General features: G+C 60.1%; 16 protein-coding genes and 9 pseudogenes. 17 read left to right on the forward strand and 8 right to left on the reverse strand.

Features of this window, described 5'->3' with window-relative positions; all coding sequences use genetic code 11:
- A partial coding sequence (gene tnpA / locus QSV46_RS38380; RefSeq protein WP_409997279.1) for an IS66-like element accessory protein TnpA occupies positions 1 to 458 on the reverse strand: 458 nt, incomplete at its 3' end.
- A gap of 450 nt (positions 459 to 908) precedes the next feature.
- On the opposite strand from tnpA, the gene QSV46_RS38385 reads away from it, so the two are divergent.
- The 3 genes and pseudogenes from QSV46_RS38385 to QSV46_RS38395 all read left to right on the forward strand — a co-directional run.
- Complete coding sequence (locus QSV46_RS38385) at positions 909 to 1601, forward strand: tyrosine-type recombinase/integrase (RefSeq protein ID WP_314963907.1); 693 nt, start codon at positions 909 to 911, stop codon at positions 1599 to 1601.
- 131 nt (positions 1602 to 1732) lie between these two features.
- A complete protein-coding gene (locus tag QSV46_RS38390; protein ID WP_314963908.1) occupies positions 1733 to 2053 on the forward strand; it encodes a site-specific integrase in 321 nt (106 codons plus the stop codon).
- A gap of 103 nt (positions 2054 to 2156) precedes the next feature.
- Positions 2157 to 2297: pseudogene (locus QSV46_RS38395) on the forward strand (integrase); the annotation flags it as partial.
- A gap of 102 nt (positions 2298 to 2399) precedes the next feature.
- Here QSV46_RS38395 and QSV46_RS38400 read toward each other — a convergent pair.
- Positions 2400 to 2678: a hypothetical protein gene (locus QSV46_RS38400; protein WP_314963921.1), complete on the reverse strand. Its 279-nt coding sequence runs from the start codon at positions 2676 to 2678 to the stop codon at positions 2400 to 2402.
- A gap of 418 nt (positions 2679 to 3096) precedes the next feature.
- On the opposite strand from QSV46_RS38400, the gene QSV46_RS38405 reads away from it, so the two are divergent.
- The 3 genes from QSV46_RS38405 to virD4 all read left to right on the forward strand — a co-directional run bounded on the left by QSV46_RS38405 (position 3097) and on the right by virD4 (position 7481).
- Positions 3097 to 3606, forward strand: coding sequence for a transposase (locus tag QSV46_RS38405; protein WP_314963909.1), 510 nt, complete (start codon positions 3097 to 3099; stop codon positions 3604 to 3606).
- A gap of 693 nt (positions 3607 to 4299) precedes the next feature.
- Positions 4300 to 5094, forward strand: a complete 795-nt coding sequence (locus QSV46_RS38410) for a hypothetical protein (protein ID WP_314963910.1) — start codon at positions 4300 to 4302, stop codon at positions 5092 to 5094.
- A 320-nt stretch (positions 5095 to 5414) separates the two neighbouring features.
- Positions 5415 to 7481, forward strand: a complete 2067-nt coding sequence (virD4, locus tag QSV46_RS38415) for a type IV secretion system ATPase VirD4 (protein ID WP_314963911.1) — start codon at positions 5415 to 5417, stop codon at positions 7479 to 7481.
- 212 nt (positions 7482 to 7693) lie between these two features.
- Here the strand turns inward: virD4 and QSV46_RS38420 are convergent.
- Together QSV46_RS38420 and QSV46_RS38425 are read right to left on the reverse strand one after the other, a co-directional pair.
- A pseudogene (locus tag QSV46_RS38420) lies at positions 7694 to 7891 on the reverse strand (transposase); the annotation flags it as partial.
- Positions 7892 to 8278: 387 nt separating this feature from the next.
- Positions 8279 to 9271: pseudogene (locus QSV46_RS38425) on the reverse strand (IS91 family transposase); the annotation flags it as partial.
- A 169-nt stretch (positions 9272 to 9440) separates the two neighbouring features.
- On the opposite strand from QSV46_RS38425, the gene QSV46_RS38430 reads away from it, so the two are divergent.
- The 3 genes from QSV46_RS38430 to QSV46_RS38440 are packed head-to-tail and all read left to right on the forward strand — an operon-like array spanning position 9441 to position 10635.
- On the forward strand, positions 9441 to 9626 hold the full coding sequence (locus QSV46_RS38430; RefSeq protein WP_314963912.1) for a hypothetical protein: 186 nt from the start codon (positions 9441 to 9443) through the stop codon (positions 9624 to 9626).
- Positions 9602 to 10144: a hypothetical protein gene (locus tag QSV46_RS38435; RefSeq protein ID WP_314963913.1), complete on the forward strand. Its 543-nt coding sequence runs from the start codon at positions 9602 to 9604 to the stop codon at positions 10142 to 10144. The genes QSV46_RS38430 and QSV46_RS38435 overlap by 25 nt, the downstream gene beginning before the upstream one ends.
- Positions 10105 to 10635: a tyrosine-type recombinase/integrase gene (locus tag QSV46_RS38440; RefSeq protein WP_314963914.1), complete on the forward strand. Its 531-nt coding sequence runs from the start codon at positions 10105 to 10107 to the stop codon at positions 10633 to 10635. Before QSV46_RS38435 ends, QSV46_RS38440 begins: the two co-directional genes overlap by 40 nt.
- On the opposite strand, the gene QSV46_RS41610 is transcribed toward QSV46_RS38440, so the two are convergent.
- Complete coding sequence (locus tag QSV46_RS41610) at positions 10596 to 10805, reverse strand: transposase (protein WP_409997280.1); 210 nt, start codon at positions 10803 to 10805, stop codon at positions 10596 to 10598. The two genes, QSV46_RS38440 and QSV46_RS41610, sit on opposite strands and share 40 nt — an antisense overlap.
- 80 nt (positions 10806 to 10885) lie before the next feature.
- On the opposite strand from QSV46_RS41610, the pseudogene QSV46_RS38445 reads away from it, so the two are divergent.
- Positions 10886 to 11090 (forward strand): annotated as a pseudogene (locus tag QSV46_RS38445) (transposase); the annotation flags it as partial.
- 65 nt (positions 11091 to 11155) lie between these two features.
- Here QSV46_RS38445 and QSV46_RS38450 read toward each other — a convergent pair.
- The gene (locus QSV46_RS38450) at positions 11156 to 12112 is read right to left on the reverse strand and encodes a hypothetical protein (RefSeq protein WP_314963915.1); all 957 of its coding nucleotides are present in this window, start codon (positions 12110 to 12112) and stop codon (positions 11156 to 11158) included.
- Between the two features lie 313 nt (positions 12113 to 12425).
- Here QSV46_RS38450 and QSV46_RS38455 point away from each other — a divergent pair.
- The 7 genes and pseudogenes from QSV46_RS38455 to QSV46_RS38485 form a co-directional block, all read left to right on the forward strand.
- Positions 12426 to 12620 (forward strand): annotated as a pseudogene (locus tag QSV46_RS38455) (IS256 family transposase); the annotation flags it as partial.
- Between the two features lie 920 nt (positions 12621 to 13540).
- A complete protein-coding gene (locus tag QSV46_RS38460) occupies positions 13541 to 14263 on the forward strand; it encodes a winged helix-turn-helix domain-containing protein (RefSeq protein ID WP_314963916.1) in 723 nt (240 codons plus the stop codon).
- Between the two features lie 205 nt (positions 14264 to 14468).
- Positions 14469 to 15320: pseudogene (locus QSV46_RS38465) on the forward strand (IS30 family transposase); the annotation flags it as partial.
- Positions 15321 to 15360: 40 nt separating this feature from the next.
- A pseudogene (locus QSV46_RS38470) lies at positions 15361 to 15660 on the forward strand (integrase core domain-containing protein); the annotation flags it as partial.
- A gap of 23 nt (positions 15661 to 15683) precedes the next feature.
- Positions 15684 to 16013 (forward strand): transposase, encoded by a 330-nt coding sequence (locus tag QSV46_RS38475; RefSeq protein ID WP_409997281.1) that lies wholly within the window; start codon positions 15684 to 15686, stop codon positions 16011 to 16013.
- Between the two features lie 147 nt (positions 16014 to 16160).
- Positions 16161 to 16355 (forward strand): IS66 family insertion sequence element accessory protein TnpB, encoded by a 195-nt coding sequence (tnpB, locus tag QSV46_RS38480; RefSeq protein ID WP_314963918.1) that lies wholly within the window; start codon positions 16161 to 16163, stop codon positions 16353 to 16355.
- A gap of 242 nt (positions 16356 to 16597) precedes the next feature.
- Positions 16598 to 17702 (forward strand): annotated as a pseudogene (locus QSV46_RS38485) (transposase); the annotation flags it as partial.
- Positions 17703 to 17780: 78 nt separating this feature from the next.
- On the opposite strand, the gene QSV46_RS38490 reads toward QSV46_RS38485, so the two are convergent.
- Positions 17781 to 18362 (reverse strand): VirC2 family conjugal transfer protein, encoded by a 582-nt coding sequence (locus QSV46_RS38490; protein WP_314963919.1) that lies wholly within the window; start codon positions 18360 to 18362, stop codon positions 17781 to 17783.
- A 1-nt stretch (position 18363) separates the two neighbouring features.
- Positions 18364 to 18612 (reverse strand): annotated as a pseudogene (locus QSV46_RS38495) (virulence protein); the annotation flags it as partial.

The raw sequence follows: 18612 nt of genomic DNA on the forward strand, positions 1-18612 counted from the left end.
GTCCCGACTGCCGCCAGCACCTCGCACAGTGCCCGCCGGTCGACTGCCCCCCTGACACGGATGCGAACCGCGCCGACCTCGATCTCGATCGCCGCCTGCTCCTCACTCGGCAATTGGCCCCCGCAGCCGGTGATCGCGACCGGCACAAAGCCAGCTGGCATGCCTCTGTCCCCGCGCGCCCCGACCTGCGCCCGCGTGGCCTGGCGACGCCAGAGAAACAACAGACTTGGACTGATGTCGTGTCGCCGCGCCACCGCGGACACGCTCGCACCTGGCACAAAACTCTCCGCAACAATCGCCGCCTTCGCATCGGTCGACCAGCGCCGACGCCGGCCCGTCCCGGTGATGATCTCGACACGCTGAAGCGTGTCGGCGCCGTGTTCGAGGATAGGCGTATGCCTATCCTTATCGCTATCCCTACGACTATCCTTCGACGTTGTGACCTCGCGACAAACCATTCCGCAAGATCTTCCTAGCCGACCAGATCCGTCCTCAGAGCGTGGTCCCTACATGACGCTCACGCTCGACCGGCGGGTGGTCGAGTTCCAGGACTGGCTGCGACAGCATCGCGGCGTCACAGAGCTGACAATAGATCGACACGGTCGCATGGTCATGCGGCTGCTCCCGGCGCTTGGCATCAGGCCGCGAAGTTGGAATGCCCAGCTGATTCGCAACGTGATCATTGCAGAGACGAAACGGGTCTCTGCTCGCCTATGTGAAGACGATGACAATGGCGCTGAGAGGATTTTTGCGGTTCCTCAGCGCGCGGGGGTTGTGCCGAGCGGGACTCGATCAGGCCGTGCCGATCATTCCGCAGTGGCGCCTGTCATCGCTGCCGCGATACATCGGCTCGTCAGATGTCGAGGTGTTGATTGCAACGTGCGATCAGACCACGGCGACTGGCGTGCGTGATCGGGCGATCCTGCTGCTGTTGGCGCGACTGGGTTTGCGGGCCGGCGACAGATGCACTCGGCCACGCCGTCGTCAAGCGGCGACCGCCGTATATCTATAGTGCGGACGAGATCGCACGATTGCTTCGTGCTGCGGCGGCACTACGGCCGGCGGGCTCGATCAGACCGACCATGTACGCAACGCTCTTCGGCCTGCTCACCGCTACCGGCATGCGGATCGCAGAAGCATTGGCGCTGCAGATCGACGATGTGACTGCCGATGGGCTCGTCGTCCGGCAGACCAAGTTCCAGAAGAGCCGGCTGTTGCCGCTTCACGCAACAGCTCGGCTGGCGCTCGACAGATATCTGGTCGCCCGGCGGTCGCTGACCACCACAGATCGCGCTCTCTTCGTATCGGTTGCTGGGCAGTCGCTGCCCTACAACACCGTGCGACGCATCTTCCTGCAGCTCCTCGATAGAACCAATCTCCGGGGCGCGTACTCGGGGCGAGATCCGCGCATCCACGATCTGCGCCACACCTTCGCGGTCCGCTCGCTGGAACAGTGCCGCCACGATCGTGCTGCGGTCGCCCGCCATATCGTGGCGCTCAGCACCTACCTCGGCCACGCCCACGTGACCGACACCTATTGGTACTTGCAGGCGACACCGGTCCTGATGGGCAGATCGCCGAGGCCGGCGAGGCATTGCTGATTGGAGGCGCCGCATGACCGCGCCCGCTCCCTGTCTGAGCAGCTTCCTGCACGAGCACCTGCCCAAAGAACGCCGGGCGAGCCAACATACCTGCGAGGCTTCCGCGCAGAGCTTCCAGCTGTTGCTCCAATTTGGCCGGCCGGCTCAAGCTCAAGCCATCGAAGATCGAGATCGAACGGCTCGACGCGCCGCTGATCTTGGCATTCCTGGAGCATCTAGAGAAGCAGCGCGGCAACTCGGCGCGAACCCGCAATGCTCGGCTCGCTGCGATAAACTCGTTCTTCCGTTATCTGGAATACAGGGTGCCATCCAGCCTCGACCAATCACGTCGGATCTATGCGATCCCGATGAAGAAGACCGATCAGGCGCTCGTCGGCTATCTCACCCGTGACGAGCTGCAGGCTCTGTTAGCCGCGCCAGACGCGAGCACCCCGTCCGGCATCCGTGATTGAGCCATGCTGCATCTGGCTTTCGCCGCAGGCATGCGCGTGTCGGAGCCTGGTCGGTCTCCGGCTCGATCAGATCGACCGCCAGACCATGTCCAGCGTGCACATCATGGGCAAGGGCCGACGTGAACGTGTCTTGCCGCTCTGGAAGGAGACGGCCGCAGCTGTGAAGGCTTGGCTTAAAGCGCGCCCAGTCAGCGGCGCTCCTGAGTTGTTCTGCAACGCCCGTGCACAGGCGATGACCCGCTCAGGCTTTGAATACATCCTGAGCAAGCATGTCGCCACCGCCGCTCGCAGAGCACCGTCGATCGCCGGCGCGTCAGTCCGCACGTGCTGCGCCATACCCGCGCCATCAGATGTAGGTAGTTTTGAGCTCCAGCGCGAAACCCGGCGGCGCCGCGGCCGCGAGCTCGAAGGCGACGACGTCCAGCCGACTTCGCTCGAGCGCCCACGGCAGCGCCACCGTTTCGCACGGTCCGTCATCGAAACTCGCGCCCAGCGAGCGGCCCGTGAATAGCGCGAATCCGAAGAACGCGCGAGGCGACATCGCCGCCGCGAGCCTGAACTTGACGATCTCGATCCCAATGAACCACAGCGTCTTCGCAGCAGACGTGTGATCGTGCGATCGCACGATGACGAGCGGGGAGGATCTTGTTGAGGAATGGGCTCGGCGCCTGCCGCGTCCAGCTGGAGATCGGCGAATGCCTGGACCAGGCCTTTGGCGTTGGAGACGAGTGGGTTCTGCGGGATCCGACGATCCAGCTCCCGACCTGAGCGGCCGGCAGATAGGTCGGCAGAGTTGCGAGCTTCCATCGCCGCATCGATGGAACGCAATCCGCCAACGGGCGCGCGTTCAGCCCCCGATGGTGGAGGTAACCGAGAAAGGCGCGCAACGACCCGCACATCGCCTTGCCTGTTCCCGGGCTCCATCCTGGACATGGCGCTCAATGTAGCGGATCACGTCCTCTTGGTTGATCTTGCACAGGGCGGCGGCGCCGCCGGAGCACACCTCGTGCACGAACCTGCGGATGACCGGGAGATGGCGGACGATGCTCAAAGCTCTCCGCCACGATCCGGGCCTTCTCCGTAAGCCTTCGGTGACGCTTTCAATTATCCAGAATTCCAGGCGCTGCGATTTCGGCGCCGAGTTCGATATCTGTGAGGCTCGTGAGGCCGCGCCCGATGACAACATTTCCAGGCGGCGGATCGCCCGCCCTGGCCAGGTAGCCACCCAATCGGGCAAGTTTGGTGAGATAAAATGCAAGGGTTCCAGGGCGACATCGTCGATAGCGGCGCCGCTGATGATTCGATCGAGCAATGCGATCTCGGTGTCCGTCAATGCGAGCTTCGGTTACGCGTCTGGGGTGATGCGATTGAGCATGGTGAGCCAGAGGACGCGCCAACTGAGAATGCAGAAGGAGTACAAGCGCCAGGCCGTCGAACTGGTGGTGTCGAGCGGTCGCTCGATGGGGTCGGTTGCCAAGGAACTCGGTCTGCGCGACTCGGTATTGCGACGCTGGGTCGATAAGCTCTCCGTTACCTCCACCATCGGGGGCTGACCGCGCGCCCGTTCCGGGAGAAGATCGCTCGCGCGAACCGCAGAATCTTCGCTCACTGGCAACTCGGTATTGGCGACAAGCTTCCCTGATGGGAGCCGGGTGAGGTGAGAGCCTCACGCCCTGGTTCTGCGAGAGGCCGGAGGTGAAATCCCTCCGGCCTACTCACCCAAATGTGCCGATCCTGGCGAAGGGCAAGACGATCGAGGGGTGCATCTGGACCTATGTCGCGCTTCCACCCTGATTGCCGCGCGGCAGCTTGCGCCTTTCACAAAGTGTGAGGCGGCGCTCTCTTCAGCGTCGGCCCCGAGAGAGCAAGCGTGTCCGATGTAACCACATTACAAGTGCAGCGCGATTCGACGTTGACGCTCCAGAATTTCAGATCTCTATAAAGGAAATCCAACGCGCCAACCCGTGCGTTCGCTATTGAAAGGAAGCCAAGTTGCCGCTCGTAAAACTTCCATCACCGCACTCCGGGCTCAGTCAAAGTGGAAACAGCGTTCGGCTATCACCTGAACTGAGTACGCTTTTGGATATTGATGCAGACGACTATGCGCCGATGGACGATCCGAAACTATTTATGAATTCTCGTGAACGCCGGCTTATGGCGTTGCTAAGAGCTGTTAAGGCCCGAGACGAAAAACAAACGAACAACAATTGCAGCTGAGTATCCAAGTGTCTTGAAGGATCGCTTACATGGCCGATGATAATGACATGCCTGAAGCCCATGACGTCGAAGATCTCGACGCCTCCGCTAGACGATTGGCGGCGCTTGAACTCAGCGCAAGCCGGCGTACCGACGCCGCCAAACTTCCCTCGAACGACGACCTGTTGATTGCCATCAAGGCTCCAGACGGCCAAAAAACCACGATAGAATACAAAAATTCTGAGTTCAGGAAAATTACGACATCACTTGGGCTCACAGCGGAGCGGGATAACGACCTTTTCCCAGTCGACAAAGTAGTGTTTAAGGACGGGAAACCAGAAATCCTTCCGACTTTTAAACTCGATGGCAAAGCGCAAATTTACGAGACTCCAGCCGGGAACAGACGACGGGAGGTCGCCCATAAAAATCCGCATACTAGCGGCGAGCAGGCTCCGGACATCATGGTTCGAATGAAGGGCGGAGTCATGAAGGGGCTTTCGCGCCTCCCGGACGATGGCTATGAGAAGTGTACGGCTTGGGAATTAGAGGCGGATCTTGGCGGCGACGTATGGCTGAAGTCAAAACTTCACGGCTACCAAACCATCGACTTCATCGAGCGCACGTTTGGGCCCAATCAGGCGACCCACCGCTTAGGCGACTATGTCGGCGAAAGCCGCGGGTATAACCAGGATACCCATAGTGCCTACCGTGGGGTAGGGAAGCAACCAAGACAGCAGGTTCGGACACGGCGCCAGAGGACGTACCCGCCTCCGATGCGGCAAGCAGATCCGACGCGATCAAAGATGATTTCAGCAAAGTGCAACCTCCCCTCGCTACCGAAGTAGTAGCGCCGCCAGTGTGGCGCCAAAGGGCAGCATAATGGCTATGATGGAAGCCGCAAAGACGTCGTGACGAAGCAGCGAAGAGAGCAGGCCTCGACGCGCGGACTGTGGCGAGCATGGGTAGATGCTGATGTCGAACCGGCAATTCGCGACATTGTCTGACTGGAGCATTTGCGGAGGTGTCCGATGTCGATCGCTGCAAAACGCGAATGCCCATCGTGTGACTTGAAACGGAGACGGCACAGCATTGCGACTGTGACCGAAGCTAGCGACCGTACTTTTGATTCGGGACATCAGACGCTCATTGGGTTCGAGCCGGAAACTTGAAAAGGCTTCTATTCGGTGCAGCTTTATCGCTGCTCGTGGGTCTATTTCTGGCGAGCGCCTATGCCAACTTCCAGCATGGAGTTACTCTCCAAGCGATCCAGAGCTTCGATATATTCGCAATTTGGTACGAGACGCCCTTTCACCGAGGCTACGTGACGGAGGTCTTCTACCGCGGATTGACGATTATCGGCTTCACGGCTGTCATCGCGTCGCTTATGCTGGCGCTCATAGTGTTGAAGCCCCAGCACCATGGCACGGCCCGCTGGGCGCGCTTCGGTGAGATGAAAAAGGCTCGCTATATCCTACCCTATCACAGGGTTTCCGGACCAATCTTTGGCAAGACGGTGGGTCCGGGCTGGCCGGGCCAGTATCTGAGCAATGGCGAGCAACCGCACAGCCTAGTGGTAGCGCCGACCCGCGCCGGCAAGGGAGTCGGGATTGTTGTTCCTACGCTGCTGACGTTCAACGGTTCGGTTCTGGCGCTCGACGTTAAGGGCGAACTGTTCGAGCTGACGTCGCGCGCGCGAAAAGCTCGCGGCGACCAGATCTTCAAATTCGCCCCGATGGACCCGGGCGGCCGCACCCATAGCTACAATCCAATTCCTGACATCGTCGCTATGCCGTCGGAGCGGCAGTTTAGCGAAGCACGCCGTCTTGCTTACAACCTGCTCACGCCCAAGGGCAAAGGGGCGGAAGGCTTTATCGATGGTGCAAGGGATCTGTTCGCCGCCGGAGTCCTCGCTTGCATCGAGCGTGGCACGCCTACGATCGGCGCCGTCTATGACCTGTTCACCTTGCCCGGAGAAAAGTACAAGCTCTTCGCCCAGTTGGCGGAGGAGTGTCAGAACCAAGAAGCGCGCCGCATCTTCGATAATATGGCAGGAAACGACACCAAGATTCTCACGTCCTACACGTCGGTCCTCGGAGATGGTGGTCTTAACCTCTGGGCGGACCCACTAATCAAAGCGGCGACGACGCGATGCGACTTCTCGATCTACGATCTCCGCCGCGACCCCACTACAATTTACCTTTGCGTAAGCCCGAACGACCTTTTGGTTATCGCACCACTGGTTCGCCTGTTCTTTCAGCAGGTAGTGGCGGTCATGCAGCGCACTATGCCGACCAAGGATGAGATATTTGAAGTCTTGTTCCTGCTCGACGAGTTCAAGCATCTCGGCAAGCTGGAGGCAGTGGAGACGGCCGTCACCACAATCGCGGGCTACCAGGGCCGGTTCATGTTCGTAGTACAGAGCCTCTCGGCTCTAACCGGCTTGTATGAGCAGTCGGGGAAGGAGACGTTCCTCAGCAACACCGGGGTGCAGGTCTTCATGGCCACGGCCGACGACGAGACGCCGATCTACATTTCCAAGGCGATCGGCGATTACACTTTCCGCGCCAGATCGAAGTCATTTATGTTAAGCCGAATGTTCGACACCAACATCCAGCTCTCGGATCAGGGAGCCAACCTGATGCGGCCGGAGCAGGTCCGCCTGATCGCTGAGAACAGCGAGATCGTCCTCATCAAGGGACAGCCACCGCTGCAAATGCCCAAAGTGAAATACTACTCAGACCGCATACTAAGGCGCATCTTCGAGAGCCAGACCGGCCGACTGCCGGAGCCAAAGCCGATTACTCAGCAAGTAGCCGCATCCGTTACGCCGTTGCAGTGCGGGCAGGAGGGAGAAGAGGTCGTCGGCACAAGCGACCGCGGTCTTTTTGCCGTTAATCAAGCAGAGACTTTCGCTCCGGATCCCATCGCTCTCGGTCACGGCGAGAAATATCTCGATCTTGCCGACCAGGATGCGGATAAGTGTCGGGTCCGACATGAATTAGAAACTCCAACTGCGGAAGAGGAAGCGCAACACGGGCCGGCCGATGAGGGTGCAGTAAAGCAATGGCGCGAGCGCGAGGCCGAAGATCATACGTTCGAGGGCTCAAAAGGCCATCAGACAGAACCTGTGCTGAAACCGGAAGAAGGCGAGGCCGTGGCGCGCCAGCGCGCACTGCTCAACCGGATTATCTCATTGCAGAAGCGCTTGTCGTCCCAATCTGACTTGACCTAATGACCTTGTCCGGCGATGAACCGCGTACCATGGCTTCGATGGCGTAAAGCTGTGCGATGTGCCGAACGGCGGCCTCGGCGATCGGCGATTTGCTGTTGCGGGCCAGTTTGACGAAGCGCCGGCGCAATTGCTCCAGCAATGCACGAGCGTCCACGGCCCCTGCGGTCGAGCGATTTCGGTCAGCCGGTCATATCCGCCTTCACTCAGTCGCGGAAGCGCGTGAAGACTCTGTTCCAGTGGCCGAACGAGGGCGGCCGATCCCGCCAGGGACTGCCGGTTCGGGCAATCCACAGCACGGCCTCGACAAACAGCCGGTTGTCCTTGCCGCTGCGGCCGGGATCGCCCGGCTTGCCGAGACAAGGCGGCTCCATCTTCGCCCATGGGGCGTCAGTCAAAACGAATCGGTCCATGCGCAGCTTGAATCACAACCAAGCCCGGATGAGAATCGTGAGGGTTCTGTGAGGTCGCGGGCACATCGGCGACGTGGACGTGATCGTGAGCACGACCTCATAGCAGCCGGATTGAACGAAGCCGCGGGTTGTTTTGGCGCTATGGGGAAAGTTACCGCGGCGTGCTGGCGAGGCTGCTCTGACGACGGCCGCGCAGTTGATGCGAGGCGCCGTTTTGGCGAGGAAGATCTCGCGGATTGGGTACTGAACGCGAGCAACAGGTCAGGTTCAGTCGTTGGCCAGCTCTGGAGTCGGTATTGCGGCAGTGGATCGGCATAGTTGACCGATTAGCGACAGGACGCGCGGCAAGCTCGGTGGCAGTGATGACGAAAATCGGCGGCGATGAGATCATGACGTATCACAGTAGAATGGCCGATGTGTGGATGAGCGCGGAACGGCTGCGATATGCCGCATGGTACCGCCGCAATCGAGATAGATGAGGAAGTCACAGGCGTTTCTCTGTCGATCGCTTTTGGCGTGAGCGTCCGCCAACTCGGAATTGGTCGTGACGTGATGGGCATCGAGCAACCGGCGACAGAGGGCGAGATTGTCGCCGCGTTGGCCGTTGGGGAGGAAGCCGTAGTAGCGAATCCGGTGGAAGCACATGCGGCAGGAAACGGCGGATGAACTCGTCGGCATCGAGCGTCATCAGTTTGGTCTTGCCGTCTTGGCGATAGTCTTTCCAGGCGAAGCGGACCTTGCCGTCAAAGAGCGAGACCAGCCGGCGGTTAGCGATGGCGACGCGATGGGTGTAGCGGCCGAGATAGGCCAGCACCTGTTCGGGGCCACCGAACGGCGGCTTGGCATAGACGACCCATTCGATGCGCCTGAGTTGGTCGAGCCCGGTGGCGAAGGCCGTGGGCTCGGCCATACCGGCGAGTTTGCCGAAGAAGCGCAGCTTGCCGGCCTCGAATGCATCCTGCAGGTTCTGCAGGAACAGGCGACGAAACAGTCGCGAGAGCACGCGCACGGGCAGGAAGAAACCGGGGCGGCAAGCGATCCAGCGCCTGCCGTCGAGCGAGGGCCGCCGCCTGGCACCACGCAATGAATGTGCGGATGATGCTGCGGGGTCTGACCCCAGGTATGGAGCACCGCGGTAACACCGATTTGCGCGCCCAGGCGCTTTGGATCGGTGGCGATGGTGGTGAGTGTCTCGGCGACGGTGCGGAACAGGATCGCATAGACGGTGGCCTTGTTCTGGAACGCGATCTCGCCCGCCAGCGTCGGCAGGGTGAAGACGACGTGGAAGTACGGCACCGGTAACAGTGCGGCCTGTCGACGCGCGAGCCATTCGGCGCGTGCCAGTCCCTGGCACTTGGGGCAATGGCGGTTGCGGCAGGTAATAGGCGACGCCCATTACCTGCCTTATGGGCAAAGCCGGTAATGGGGAGCTGGCAATCGCGATCACCGTATTTTCCTGTGTATTGCCGCTCTCGAGCTCTCCATTACAAGTCGCCCGTGCGGCCCCGTTGGGTCGGCCACTGATGGCCGGTCACATACGGAGACGGACATGTTGGAGACGTACTTCTCGGCAGCGAAGATGCTGGGGCATCTGCGCAGTGGGCCGAGCGGCCCTTACCTTGACGGGTTTGCAGCGGCGCTGGAGCAGCAGGGCGATGGCCCCGAGACAGCGTTACATATTTGCGAACGGCGGCTCACATCGGCCATGTCATGGCCGAACAAGGCGCCGGCCTGACGGACGTTGATCTCGCCGCGTTCGGCGAGCACCTGCGCACCTGCCGGTGTCCACGCGCCAAAGGCGGCCGGCGCAACCGCCACACTATCTACGGTGCCAGGCTCTTTCGTCGGCACCTCGTCGAGCTCGGCCTTTGCCGATCCGCGGCCGTGGGGGCTGCATCCGCCGAGCCGCCTCTGCTGGTCGCGGACTTCAAGACCTGGCCGCGCAAGCATCGCGGCGCATCCGATGCCACCGTCAGGCTCTACGCCCGCGACGCCGCGGGCCTGATGATGGAGCTTCGATCTGACCCAGCCGGCTGGAGGCCGAACGATGTCCGCAGTTACTTCCTGGAGCGGGCGAGCGATAGCGGGAGTGGCACGATCGAGAAGATTACGACGAGCCTGCGGGCTTTCCTGCGGTATCTCGCAGTCGCAGGCCGTGGTAGGCAGGTCTCGACGGCGCCGTTCCGGCCTACGCTCATTGGCAGCTTGCCGACATGCCCCGGTATCTATCGACCGAGCAGGTCGACCGGCTGATCGCTGCCTGTGACGGCGATGCCGGTGTGCGCCGGCGTGGGGTCTGCGGCAAGTCGCGCTACGAGGTCCGGCTGCCGCTACCGCAAGACGTCGGGGATGCGATCGCCGCCTACCTCGAATGCCGGCCGTCTACCCGCCGGAACGATGTCTTGTTCCTGCGCATGATCGCGCCGTGCCGGCCATTCCGACGAGGCGACGGCCTCTCGTCGGTGGTGAAGCGTATCATGAAGCGGGCCGACATCGTGCCGCCGGTCAAAGGGGCCCACGCTCTGCGGCACACCGCGGCGACCGAGATGCTGCGCCACGGCGTGCCGCTCGACAAGATCGGCCTCGTCCTTCGGCATCGCGGCATCGACACGACGGCCTATTACGCAAAAGGCCGACGTCGCGCTGCTGAAGCAGGTTGCTCAGCCCTGGCCGGAGGCGCTCTGATGCTCGACGCCATCGAGACCTATCGCCACGCAAACAACTGCGATGGATCGAGCCCGTGAGACCGCGCGATCACCGACATGTTCGCCCCCGGCAAAAACGTTTCCTTGACGATCCGTTCCTTCGCCTCCCGCGACCAAGTGCGATAGCTTCGCCCTGGACTGACCGCAAGCCGCTCGGGTGTGGCCGTGCTAACTTCGAAATTCTTGGTGTCAGAGGTATGTTCGCTCACATGAGCTCATGGCAAACAAATCACCAGGAGATCCTCTGACAATCGAACGTCATCCGCTACGTGGGGGCACCTACACGCTTACCATAGAGATCGTCAAGCGTTCCGATCAAGCAAAGGCATTTGTCGTCCTCCCGAAGCGGTGGGTCCGTCGAACGAACGTTTGCATGGCTCGGGCATTGCAGGCGTCTCACAAAAAATTGGGAAAATCTCAATCGTAAGGCGCTCGCTTTTCTTCGCCTCGCTTCAATCAGGCTCATGCTGAGAAAACTGTGCAATCATGCATAATCTCTCGGACAGACTCTGAGGACTCCGTCCTGGTTCCAGGCTCAGGGGATTAAAGCCCGCGAAACTCATCGTGCCAAGCTGGATCGTTCTCTGCTTCTGTCGGACGCCATTAAGGCTGCTCGCGCGCTATCGTATGCTTTGCTGATTGAGCGTCCGAGCGGACGAAGGCCCTCGACTAGCTCACGTTCGCTCATGTTGTTTTGGCCATCTTCCAAAACGTGAATTCTGGTATAAATTCGCCTGATTTCCCTATCCAGGTCCGGATTGTGCGACTCGGCCGTATTCCTAGACGAGGCCGCTGACCTCAAAGCCAAGCCGGTGGATATATGCTGGATCCTAGCCGCATCGCCATAAACCGAAAACAGATCCGGACGAGCGACGATTGCATCGAAAAGTTGCACTTTGTGATCTGCGTCCAAATGTTTATGCCCCCGCACAAGAGCGGCGGCTGCAACTCTGCGGACCACCGGCAGATTACCATCCTGCTCAAACAATTCGATTGCTCTCCTGACGAGGCGATTTGTGTTCACGCGGTCAAGTCCAGCTAGATCGCGGGCTATGCTGTGGAGCGACTCAGCTTGCTCGCGCGGAGACAAGTTAAGAATGTCATCGACGAAAGCAGATCTTCGCGCATTCCCTTCAAATTTGACTGTAGGCGAAGCGACGTCAGCTCGACACGAGGGATAGGAAAAACCTTGCGCTTCTTCTTCAGTCAATTGCACATTATCAAATTGCGATAAGCCTCCCGGGGGAATCGCCCAGCGCTTCACAATCCGCGCCAGCTCAGCAACGTCACCGAGCCGCCTCTCAAAAGTCGCGAAGGCAGGGGGGTCAATCGCTTGTCGCATTGAGCGGCTCACGAGTTTAAAGTTCGCGAGATTTTTTGCTGTCTCAACAGGATCATCGGTGAGTAATCGCCGCGCCACTTCGGCCAGCAGGTCAACTGGCAAGTGACCCATTCCTTCGGCACGGCGGCTATCGTCGTCTGCCCCTTCAGGGGTCTGCGGATGATCGCGATCCATAATGAGACCTCTCACGTTTCGGCAGCCCTAGAAGGTAACAGCCGGGAGCGCTCAATTGAACCAATATTGCGTTAAACTTGTAGCTGGGCTGCGTCGAGCTATGCAGGACGGTGGGTGATGACGGAGTGAGATAGGCAGCGACTGGTGTCTCAGTGGCGCTTGCCCAACGACGAGCCCGACGTAGTTCAACAGCGATCTGGACATCTCCGCCACACCTTCGTGCTCCCGGTGCCTCTGTCCCGGATGGTCGCACCATACGCCACGATCTTGAAAACCGCAGCCGAACATCAGCACCGAGAATCTTATGCCGGTTACAAATGCGATCGAGCGGTTGCACGAGGAGTTCAAGCGGCGGATCAAAACCAAAACCGTGCCGCCCTCGGCCGACACCGCCGCGATGATGTTCTGGGCCCTCCTCGCCTCGGGACAGATTAGCATGCGCAAGGTCGATGGTTGGCAAACCCTCGCCACAAAACCCATCGATCAGCCAATTGACCTTGCCGCCTGAAACGATAACTTCATGTTCCCGGAGAATTCGCCAAGCCGAATTCCAACCGCATTCCGGACGCCACCCCACGCTTACGGTAAGCGCGAAGCCAATACCCTTGCTTCAGAATTCGAATGAACGTGCGAAGAAGCCTCCGGCTTGGACGGAGGTTTGGGATGGGATTGGACAGCAAAAGGACGTCCATTTGGACGGCTCATCGGTAGGGCCGGTGAGCCGACTTGAGGTCCTTGAAGGACCGTTGGGACGCCGCGTGCGTTCGGAGGCTGAGAGAGCTCGGATCGTCGAGACGGCGCTCGTAGGATGCGTACTCTTTGCCTTCAGCACCAGCGTCGAGCTTCCGTCGCGTCGTCTTCGTCATCATGCCCTCCGTCTATCAAACGGAACAGCCCCTTCCGACTAAGCACGTGGTCCCAAAATCGAGGTCCATTTCACGTCGGCGCGGACATGGTGCGCAAAGCTTGTGGCGAAGCCGCGACCTTTTGACTCACAGGGGACATCTGGCGCGATCTTTTGTGGCCCCTAGGTTGACTCGGCATCATGACAACGACTTTCGTACCCGTCCTACCAACCTTGCCGCGCGCGATATGACCATTGTGCAGCGCGAGCGGCTGACCTGGTCCAACGACGGACTGACCTACGGCGAGCTGGAAATAAAGTAGGATGAGGCTAGGAAAACGTATGACGTAAGCAGTCCGACTCGTTCTCCTAATTTATCACACGGCGGCCCAACGTCCGCTTGAAGAACAATCGAGAAACAGTCGCTGCCAATAGCTGATAACAGGTTCTGGCATTCACCGGAGTCGAGTCCTGGGCTAGTCACCGCTCGAGTGACGCTCTCGCCTGGCTCTTAGGCCACAAATGTTGGGAAAGCGATTTGCAGTCAGATGAAGAACAAGGTCGCTAGCACAGAACGGAGATACATGAACCGCTCCTACAAAATCAGATGTATCACCATCGTCGATAATGGTCTCAATCTTATTCAATCTATGAACGAATATTTGAGAAATAACAATGTGTGTACGGCCTTGGCTGATACGCACGCAGAAGAGTTAACCCGCTACAACAACGCAGAGGTAATCCTTATAAATATGAACCTCGTCCGAGACAACGGCTTCGAGCTCGTGCGTGATCTCCGTGATCGAGGAGATGTTCCCATTATTGTCGTTGGGAGCCGACGGGATGAGCACGATGCTGTAACCTGGCTTGACTCCGGTGCTGATGAGTATCTAACCACACCACTGTCCATGGCTCGGCTTTTGGCTCACATCAACGCTCTGAGCAGGCGCCGTTTTAGCTTCCCTGTTGGAATGCGAAGCAGAGCGCAGGACGGACGATGGCGTTTCGGGGAGTGGGAGCTGCGCCTCAAATCTCGAAAGCTCTATGATCCTTCAGGCAAGTCGGTAGCCTTAACCGCGGCGGAATATTCGCTCCTAGTGACCTTTGTTGAGGCAGCGCAACGGCCGTTGTCGCGAGAGTACCTACAGCGGGCCACCCGTGTGCACGGAGAAATACTAGATCGCAGCATAGATGTTCAGATCCTCCGGTTGCGTCGCAAGCTTGAAGGAGATGCGCGCGCTCCCCAGTTGATAAAAACTGTGCGTGGCGTAGGTTACTTGTTTAGTATGCAGACTGTCCGCGCTTGAAGTCTCCCTCGTGACGGTGATGTAGTTGCTCTGGTGACGCATCCTTCGCCGGGTTCGATCTGTTTTTGAAGTTCGCTTTGGCCCACAACAGGCCAGGAATAAAGGTGACCTTGAACCGCCCCGGGATTGCCGGAGGCTCCAACTCTTGAGAAGGTAGAGCCATGACGAGCAAGACGACGAACAAGTTTTCGCCTGAGGTCCGGGCCCGAGCGGCACTCCCGTTCCTGGTCCCGCCGCTCCGTGGAAGGGCCGCCGGCATGGGCCGCGCAAGGATCGGCGATGGGCCAAAGCCTGGAGCCCTGAGCAGATTGCCCGACGCTTGCCGATCGACTTCCCGGACGACAAGACGATGCGCATCAGCCACGAAGCTATCTATCAAGCCCTCTTCGTTCAGGGCCGTGGGGCGCTACGCCGCGAGCTGACGGCCTGCTTACGAACAGGGCGTGTGTTACGGATGCCCAGAGCGCGCGTACGCCGGCGAGGTAAGGGCTTTGTCTCGCCGGAGATCATGATCAGTGAGCGCCCCGTTGAAGCGGCCGATCGAGCAGTGCCAGGACATTGGGAGGGAGATCTTATCCTCGGTCTTGGCAGCTCGGCAATCGGCACGCTGGTCGAGCGCACGACGCGCTTCACGATGCTCTTGCACCTTCCACGGTTGGCGGGGCATGGCGAAGCTCCGCGCGCGAAGAACGGGCCCGCCCTCGCGGGACATGGGGCCGAAGCCGTGCGCGACGCGATCACGCGCACCATCATCACTTTGCCCGAAGAGCTGCGCCGCTCTCTAACCTGGGATCAGGGAGCCGAAATGGCTCAGCACGATCGTCTCAAGATCGATGCGGGTATCCAGGTCTACTTCTGCGACCCGCAAAGCCCTTGGCAGCGCGGCACTAACGAGAACACCAACGGGTTGCTGCGGCAGTACTTCCCGAAAGGCACAGACCTGAGCATCCACAGCGCCGACGAAATATCCGCTGTGGCAGCGGCCCTCAATGCCCGACCGAGAAAGACACTAGGCTGGAAAACGCCAGCGGAGGCGCTTGACGAACTGCTGTCATGAGTGAAAATAATTGGTGTTGCGACGACCGATTGAATCCGACCAATACGTCTCTATCAAATACACCGAGCGCCTGGCTGAAGCAGGCGTCGAGCCTTCCGTCGGCAGCGTCGGAGATTCCTACGACAATGCTCTCGCCGAAACCGTCAACGGTCTCTACAAGGCCGAGGTGATCTACCGGCGTGGACCATGGCGCAGCTTCGAGGCCGTCGAGTTCGCGACCCTGGAATGGGTCGATTGGTTCAACAACCGAAGGCTCCTGGAGCCCATCGGCAACATCCCGCCGGCCGAGGCCGAGCAACGCTACTACGCCATGCTGGAAACTCCGGCCATGGCGGCATAACTTAAACTAACCAGCCTCCGGCAATCCCGGGGCGGTTCAATCGCACTTGGTCGCGGGAGGCGAAGGAACGGATCGTCAAGGAAACGTTTTTGCCGGGGGCGAACGTGTCGGTGATCGCGCGGTCTCACGGGCTCGATCCATCGCAGTTGTTTGCGTGGCGACGCAAGGCGCTGGCCTGGGGACTGGTCGCACCGGTTTCTGGGGCGCGAGGCCAAGCGGTCAAGTTCGCGCGGTTTGATGCGGTGCCGAGCGACATGGTGGAAATCGTTATCGGCGATGTTGTGGTGCGGGTCGGTGGCGACGTGGACCCTGAGCGGCTCGCTGCGGTGATCCGGGCGGTTCGGCAGGCATGATCCCGGCAGGCGTTCAGGTTTACGTGGCCAGCACGCCGGTCGACTTCCGTAAGGGTGCGATGGGCTTGATGGCGCTGGTGCGCGATGGAGGCGCGCGGATCCGTTCAGCGGAGCGCTTAATATCTTCCGTTCGAAAGATCGGACAAGATGAAAATGGTCTGGTGGGATGGCAGCGGGGTATGCCTGTTTGCGAAGACGCTTGAGGAAACGCAGTTCTGCTGGCCGAAGATTGCGTCGACGCGGGTGCGGCTGAACCGCGCGCAGTTGCTTGCACTCATTGACGGGCTGGACTGGACGAAGGTGCGGCCGGTGGCTGTGCAGCGCCCACAAACGGTGGGCTGACCAACTGCGGCGAATTGAATCAGGGCGGCTAAAAGGTTTGGGAGATTGGCGACCACTCTGCTGTGATGGCGGTGATAACGACGCCCGTTGCAGCGCTTCCGACGACCCTTGCCGAAGCCTATGCGCTGATCCTCGCCTTGGCGGAAGAGCGGGCGGCGATCGAGGCCGAGAACAGCCGGATCGCCTCCGAGATTGCAACACTGACTGCGACGAATGCCGATCTTGCCGCGGTCAACCAGACGGCCGACGCGCGGATCGTGGAGTTGACGGCGATCGTGAAGATGTTGGAGCGCACGCTTTACGGCACGCGCTCGGAACGCTTGCGTAGCGACACGCCGAGCGATGGGCAGATAGCCTTCGTATTTGACGAGATCGCCACCGGGATGGCGGCCATTGAAGCCGAACTGGCCAAGGCGGGCGGCCAGGACCAGCCGAAAGGCGCGCCGCGGCCGCGCAAGGAGTTCAGCGCGCATCTGGAGCGGGGCGAGATCATCGTCGAGCCCGAGGTGCCCCCTGGTTGCGAGGGGTTGGAGAAGGTCCTGATCGGCGAGGATGTGTCGAGGCGGCTGGACGTGACGCCGGCGAAGTTCCGCGTGATCGTGACGCGCCGCCCGAAATACGTCTACCGCAACCGCGATGGCGTGCTTCAGGCCCCAGCCCCGTCCATCTGATCGAGAGCGGCCTTCCGACCGAAGCGCTTCTCGCCCAGATCGCAGTGGCCAAATATGCCGACGGGCTATGCCGCCTACAATCGGCTCGCCAGGTCAGCGGGTGCCAATGAGGGCGTGACGCTGGCAGCGTGATTTGCCCACGTCAGGAGACGGTTCTACGAGCTTCACGTCAACGAGAGCTCGCACCTGGCGACCCAGATCGTCACCACCATGGCCGGGCTGTGGGAGATCGAGGCCGACATCCGCGGGCAGGATCCTGAGACGCGGGTGAAAGCGCGCCAGGAAAAGTCCGCCGCGATCGTCGCGGCGCTGTTCGATCTGTGGAACAAGGAGCTGCCGCGCCTGTCGGGCAAATTCAAACTCGCCGAGGCGATCCGCTATGCCACATCCAGACGCACCGCCTCTCGAGCGCTTTCTAAGCGACGGTCGTCTCGAGATCGACTCCAACACCGTCGAGCGCGCAATCCGGTCGCAAACCATCACAAGAAAAAATGCGCTCTTTGCGGGCAGCCATGGCGGCGGCCGGACCTGGGCGACCATCGCCACGCTTCTGCAGACCGCGAAGATGAACGATGTCGATCCGCACGCCTGGCTCACGCAAACTCTCGAGCGGATCGCGCAGGGCTGGCCGATCTCTCAAATCGAAGCTCTCATGCCTTGGCACTTCAAAGCCTGAATGGCCTCAGCTTGGCGCTTACGGTTCAGCAAGAGCCTCAACAGAGAAGCACCCCAACTACCGCGAGCCACGCGCCGATCAGCGGTGCTGACGGATGCCTTTCCTTTCGTTCTCGAAGAACATGCCGAGCGCGGCGCTCGCCAGTTTACGACCGAAGGCACGCGCACTTTCCAGCCCTAAGGGATCAAAATGCGCGAGAGCGATCTCAACCACCCGTCGGGGCATCATCCGCGATGTTAGAACGAGCGACAGTGGCTCCTCAACAGGATAAGGAGCCACGGGTTTGGTCAATGAGGCGCTTAACAGCATCACCTGGTAATCGTCTAACGCGCGCCGCAAAATCATCTGCAGAGCTTTCGCCGGGCGATACTGCCCACACAGGCTGTCAAACCCCGGAGAGAAACCGGGAGCGGGAAGCGCTGCTGACAGAAACACCTGTAGTTTGGGATCTGGCCCGACGCGCTGATTCGAAAGGATAGTTGTCCTCTCCTCGGAGGAAGCGGGGGCAGGGACCTTTGCGTTCACTATTGGCGGGGCAACCTGCTCAAGCGGCATCATCCCTGCTGACAGAGATGAGATAGTCGTACTACTCCGCTTTTCCAAACTCGTGGAAGCGAGACGTGCCACCTGCAGCGAACTGGTCAGCTTGCGGAAAACCACATCAGTCCTCCAATGCCTTCTCGATGAAGTCGCCGATGATGGACAGCTCGTCCATTGCGCGCCGGGTGTTATGCATCATAAGCCGCATTGCGGGAGCGCGTGACATATTCTGCGCTGTAATGTGCAGCATACCACGTTCTTTCATAGCAGCGAAGGCATCACGCTCATACATCGGCGTGTCGAACATTGGCAGGAGGGCCAGCATGGCTTGCGTGGCCTGTTGAGAGACGGTCAGCCTGCATGTAGGCAC

The organism is Bradyrhizobium cosmicum (genome assembly GCF_032290525.1).
GTDB lineage: Bacteria > Pseudomonadota > Alphaproteobacteria > Rhizobiales > Xanthobacteraceae > Bradyrhizobium > Bradyrhizobium cosmicum_A.

What these genes read in the sequence shown, in the direction of transcription:
- QSV46_RS38435 (WP_314963913.1), top strand. Translation starts at nt 9,602, where the DNA reads ATGGCCGAACAAGGCGCCGGCCTGACGGACGTTGATCTCGCCGCGTTC.
- QSV46_RS38405 (WP_314963909.1), top strand. Translation starts at nt 3,097, where the DNA reads ATGCTCAAAGCTCTCCGCCACGATCCGGGCCTTCTCCGTAAGCCTTCG.
- QSV46_RS38440 (WP_314963914.1), top strand. Translation starts at nt 10,105, where the DNA reads ATGCCCCGGTATCTATCGACCGAGCAGGTCGACCGGCTGATCGCTGCC.
- QSV46_RS38430 (WP_314963912.1), top strand. Translation starts at nt 9,441, where the DNA reads ATGTTGGAGACGTACTTCTCGGCAGCGAAGATGCTGGGGCATCTGCGC.
- QSV46_RS38410 (WP_314963910.1), top strand. Translation starts at nt 4,300, where the DNA reads ATGGCCGATGATAATGACATGCCTGAAGCCCATGACGTCGAAGATCTC.
- tnpB (WP_314963918.1), top strand. Translation starts at nt 16,161, where the DNA reads ATGAAAATGGTCTGGTGGGATGGCAGCGGGGTATGCCTGTTTGCGAAG.
- QSV46_RS38460 (WP_314963916.1), top strand. Translation starts at nt 13,541, where the DNA reads ATGAACCGCTCCTACAAAATCAGATGTATCACCATCGTCGATAATGGT.
- QSV46_RS38450 (WP_314963915.1), bottom strand. Translation starts at nt 12,112, where the DNA reads ATGGATCGCGATCATCCGCAGACCCCTGAAGGGGCAGACGACGATAGC.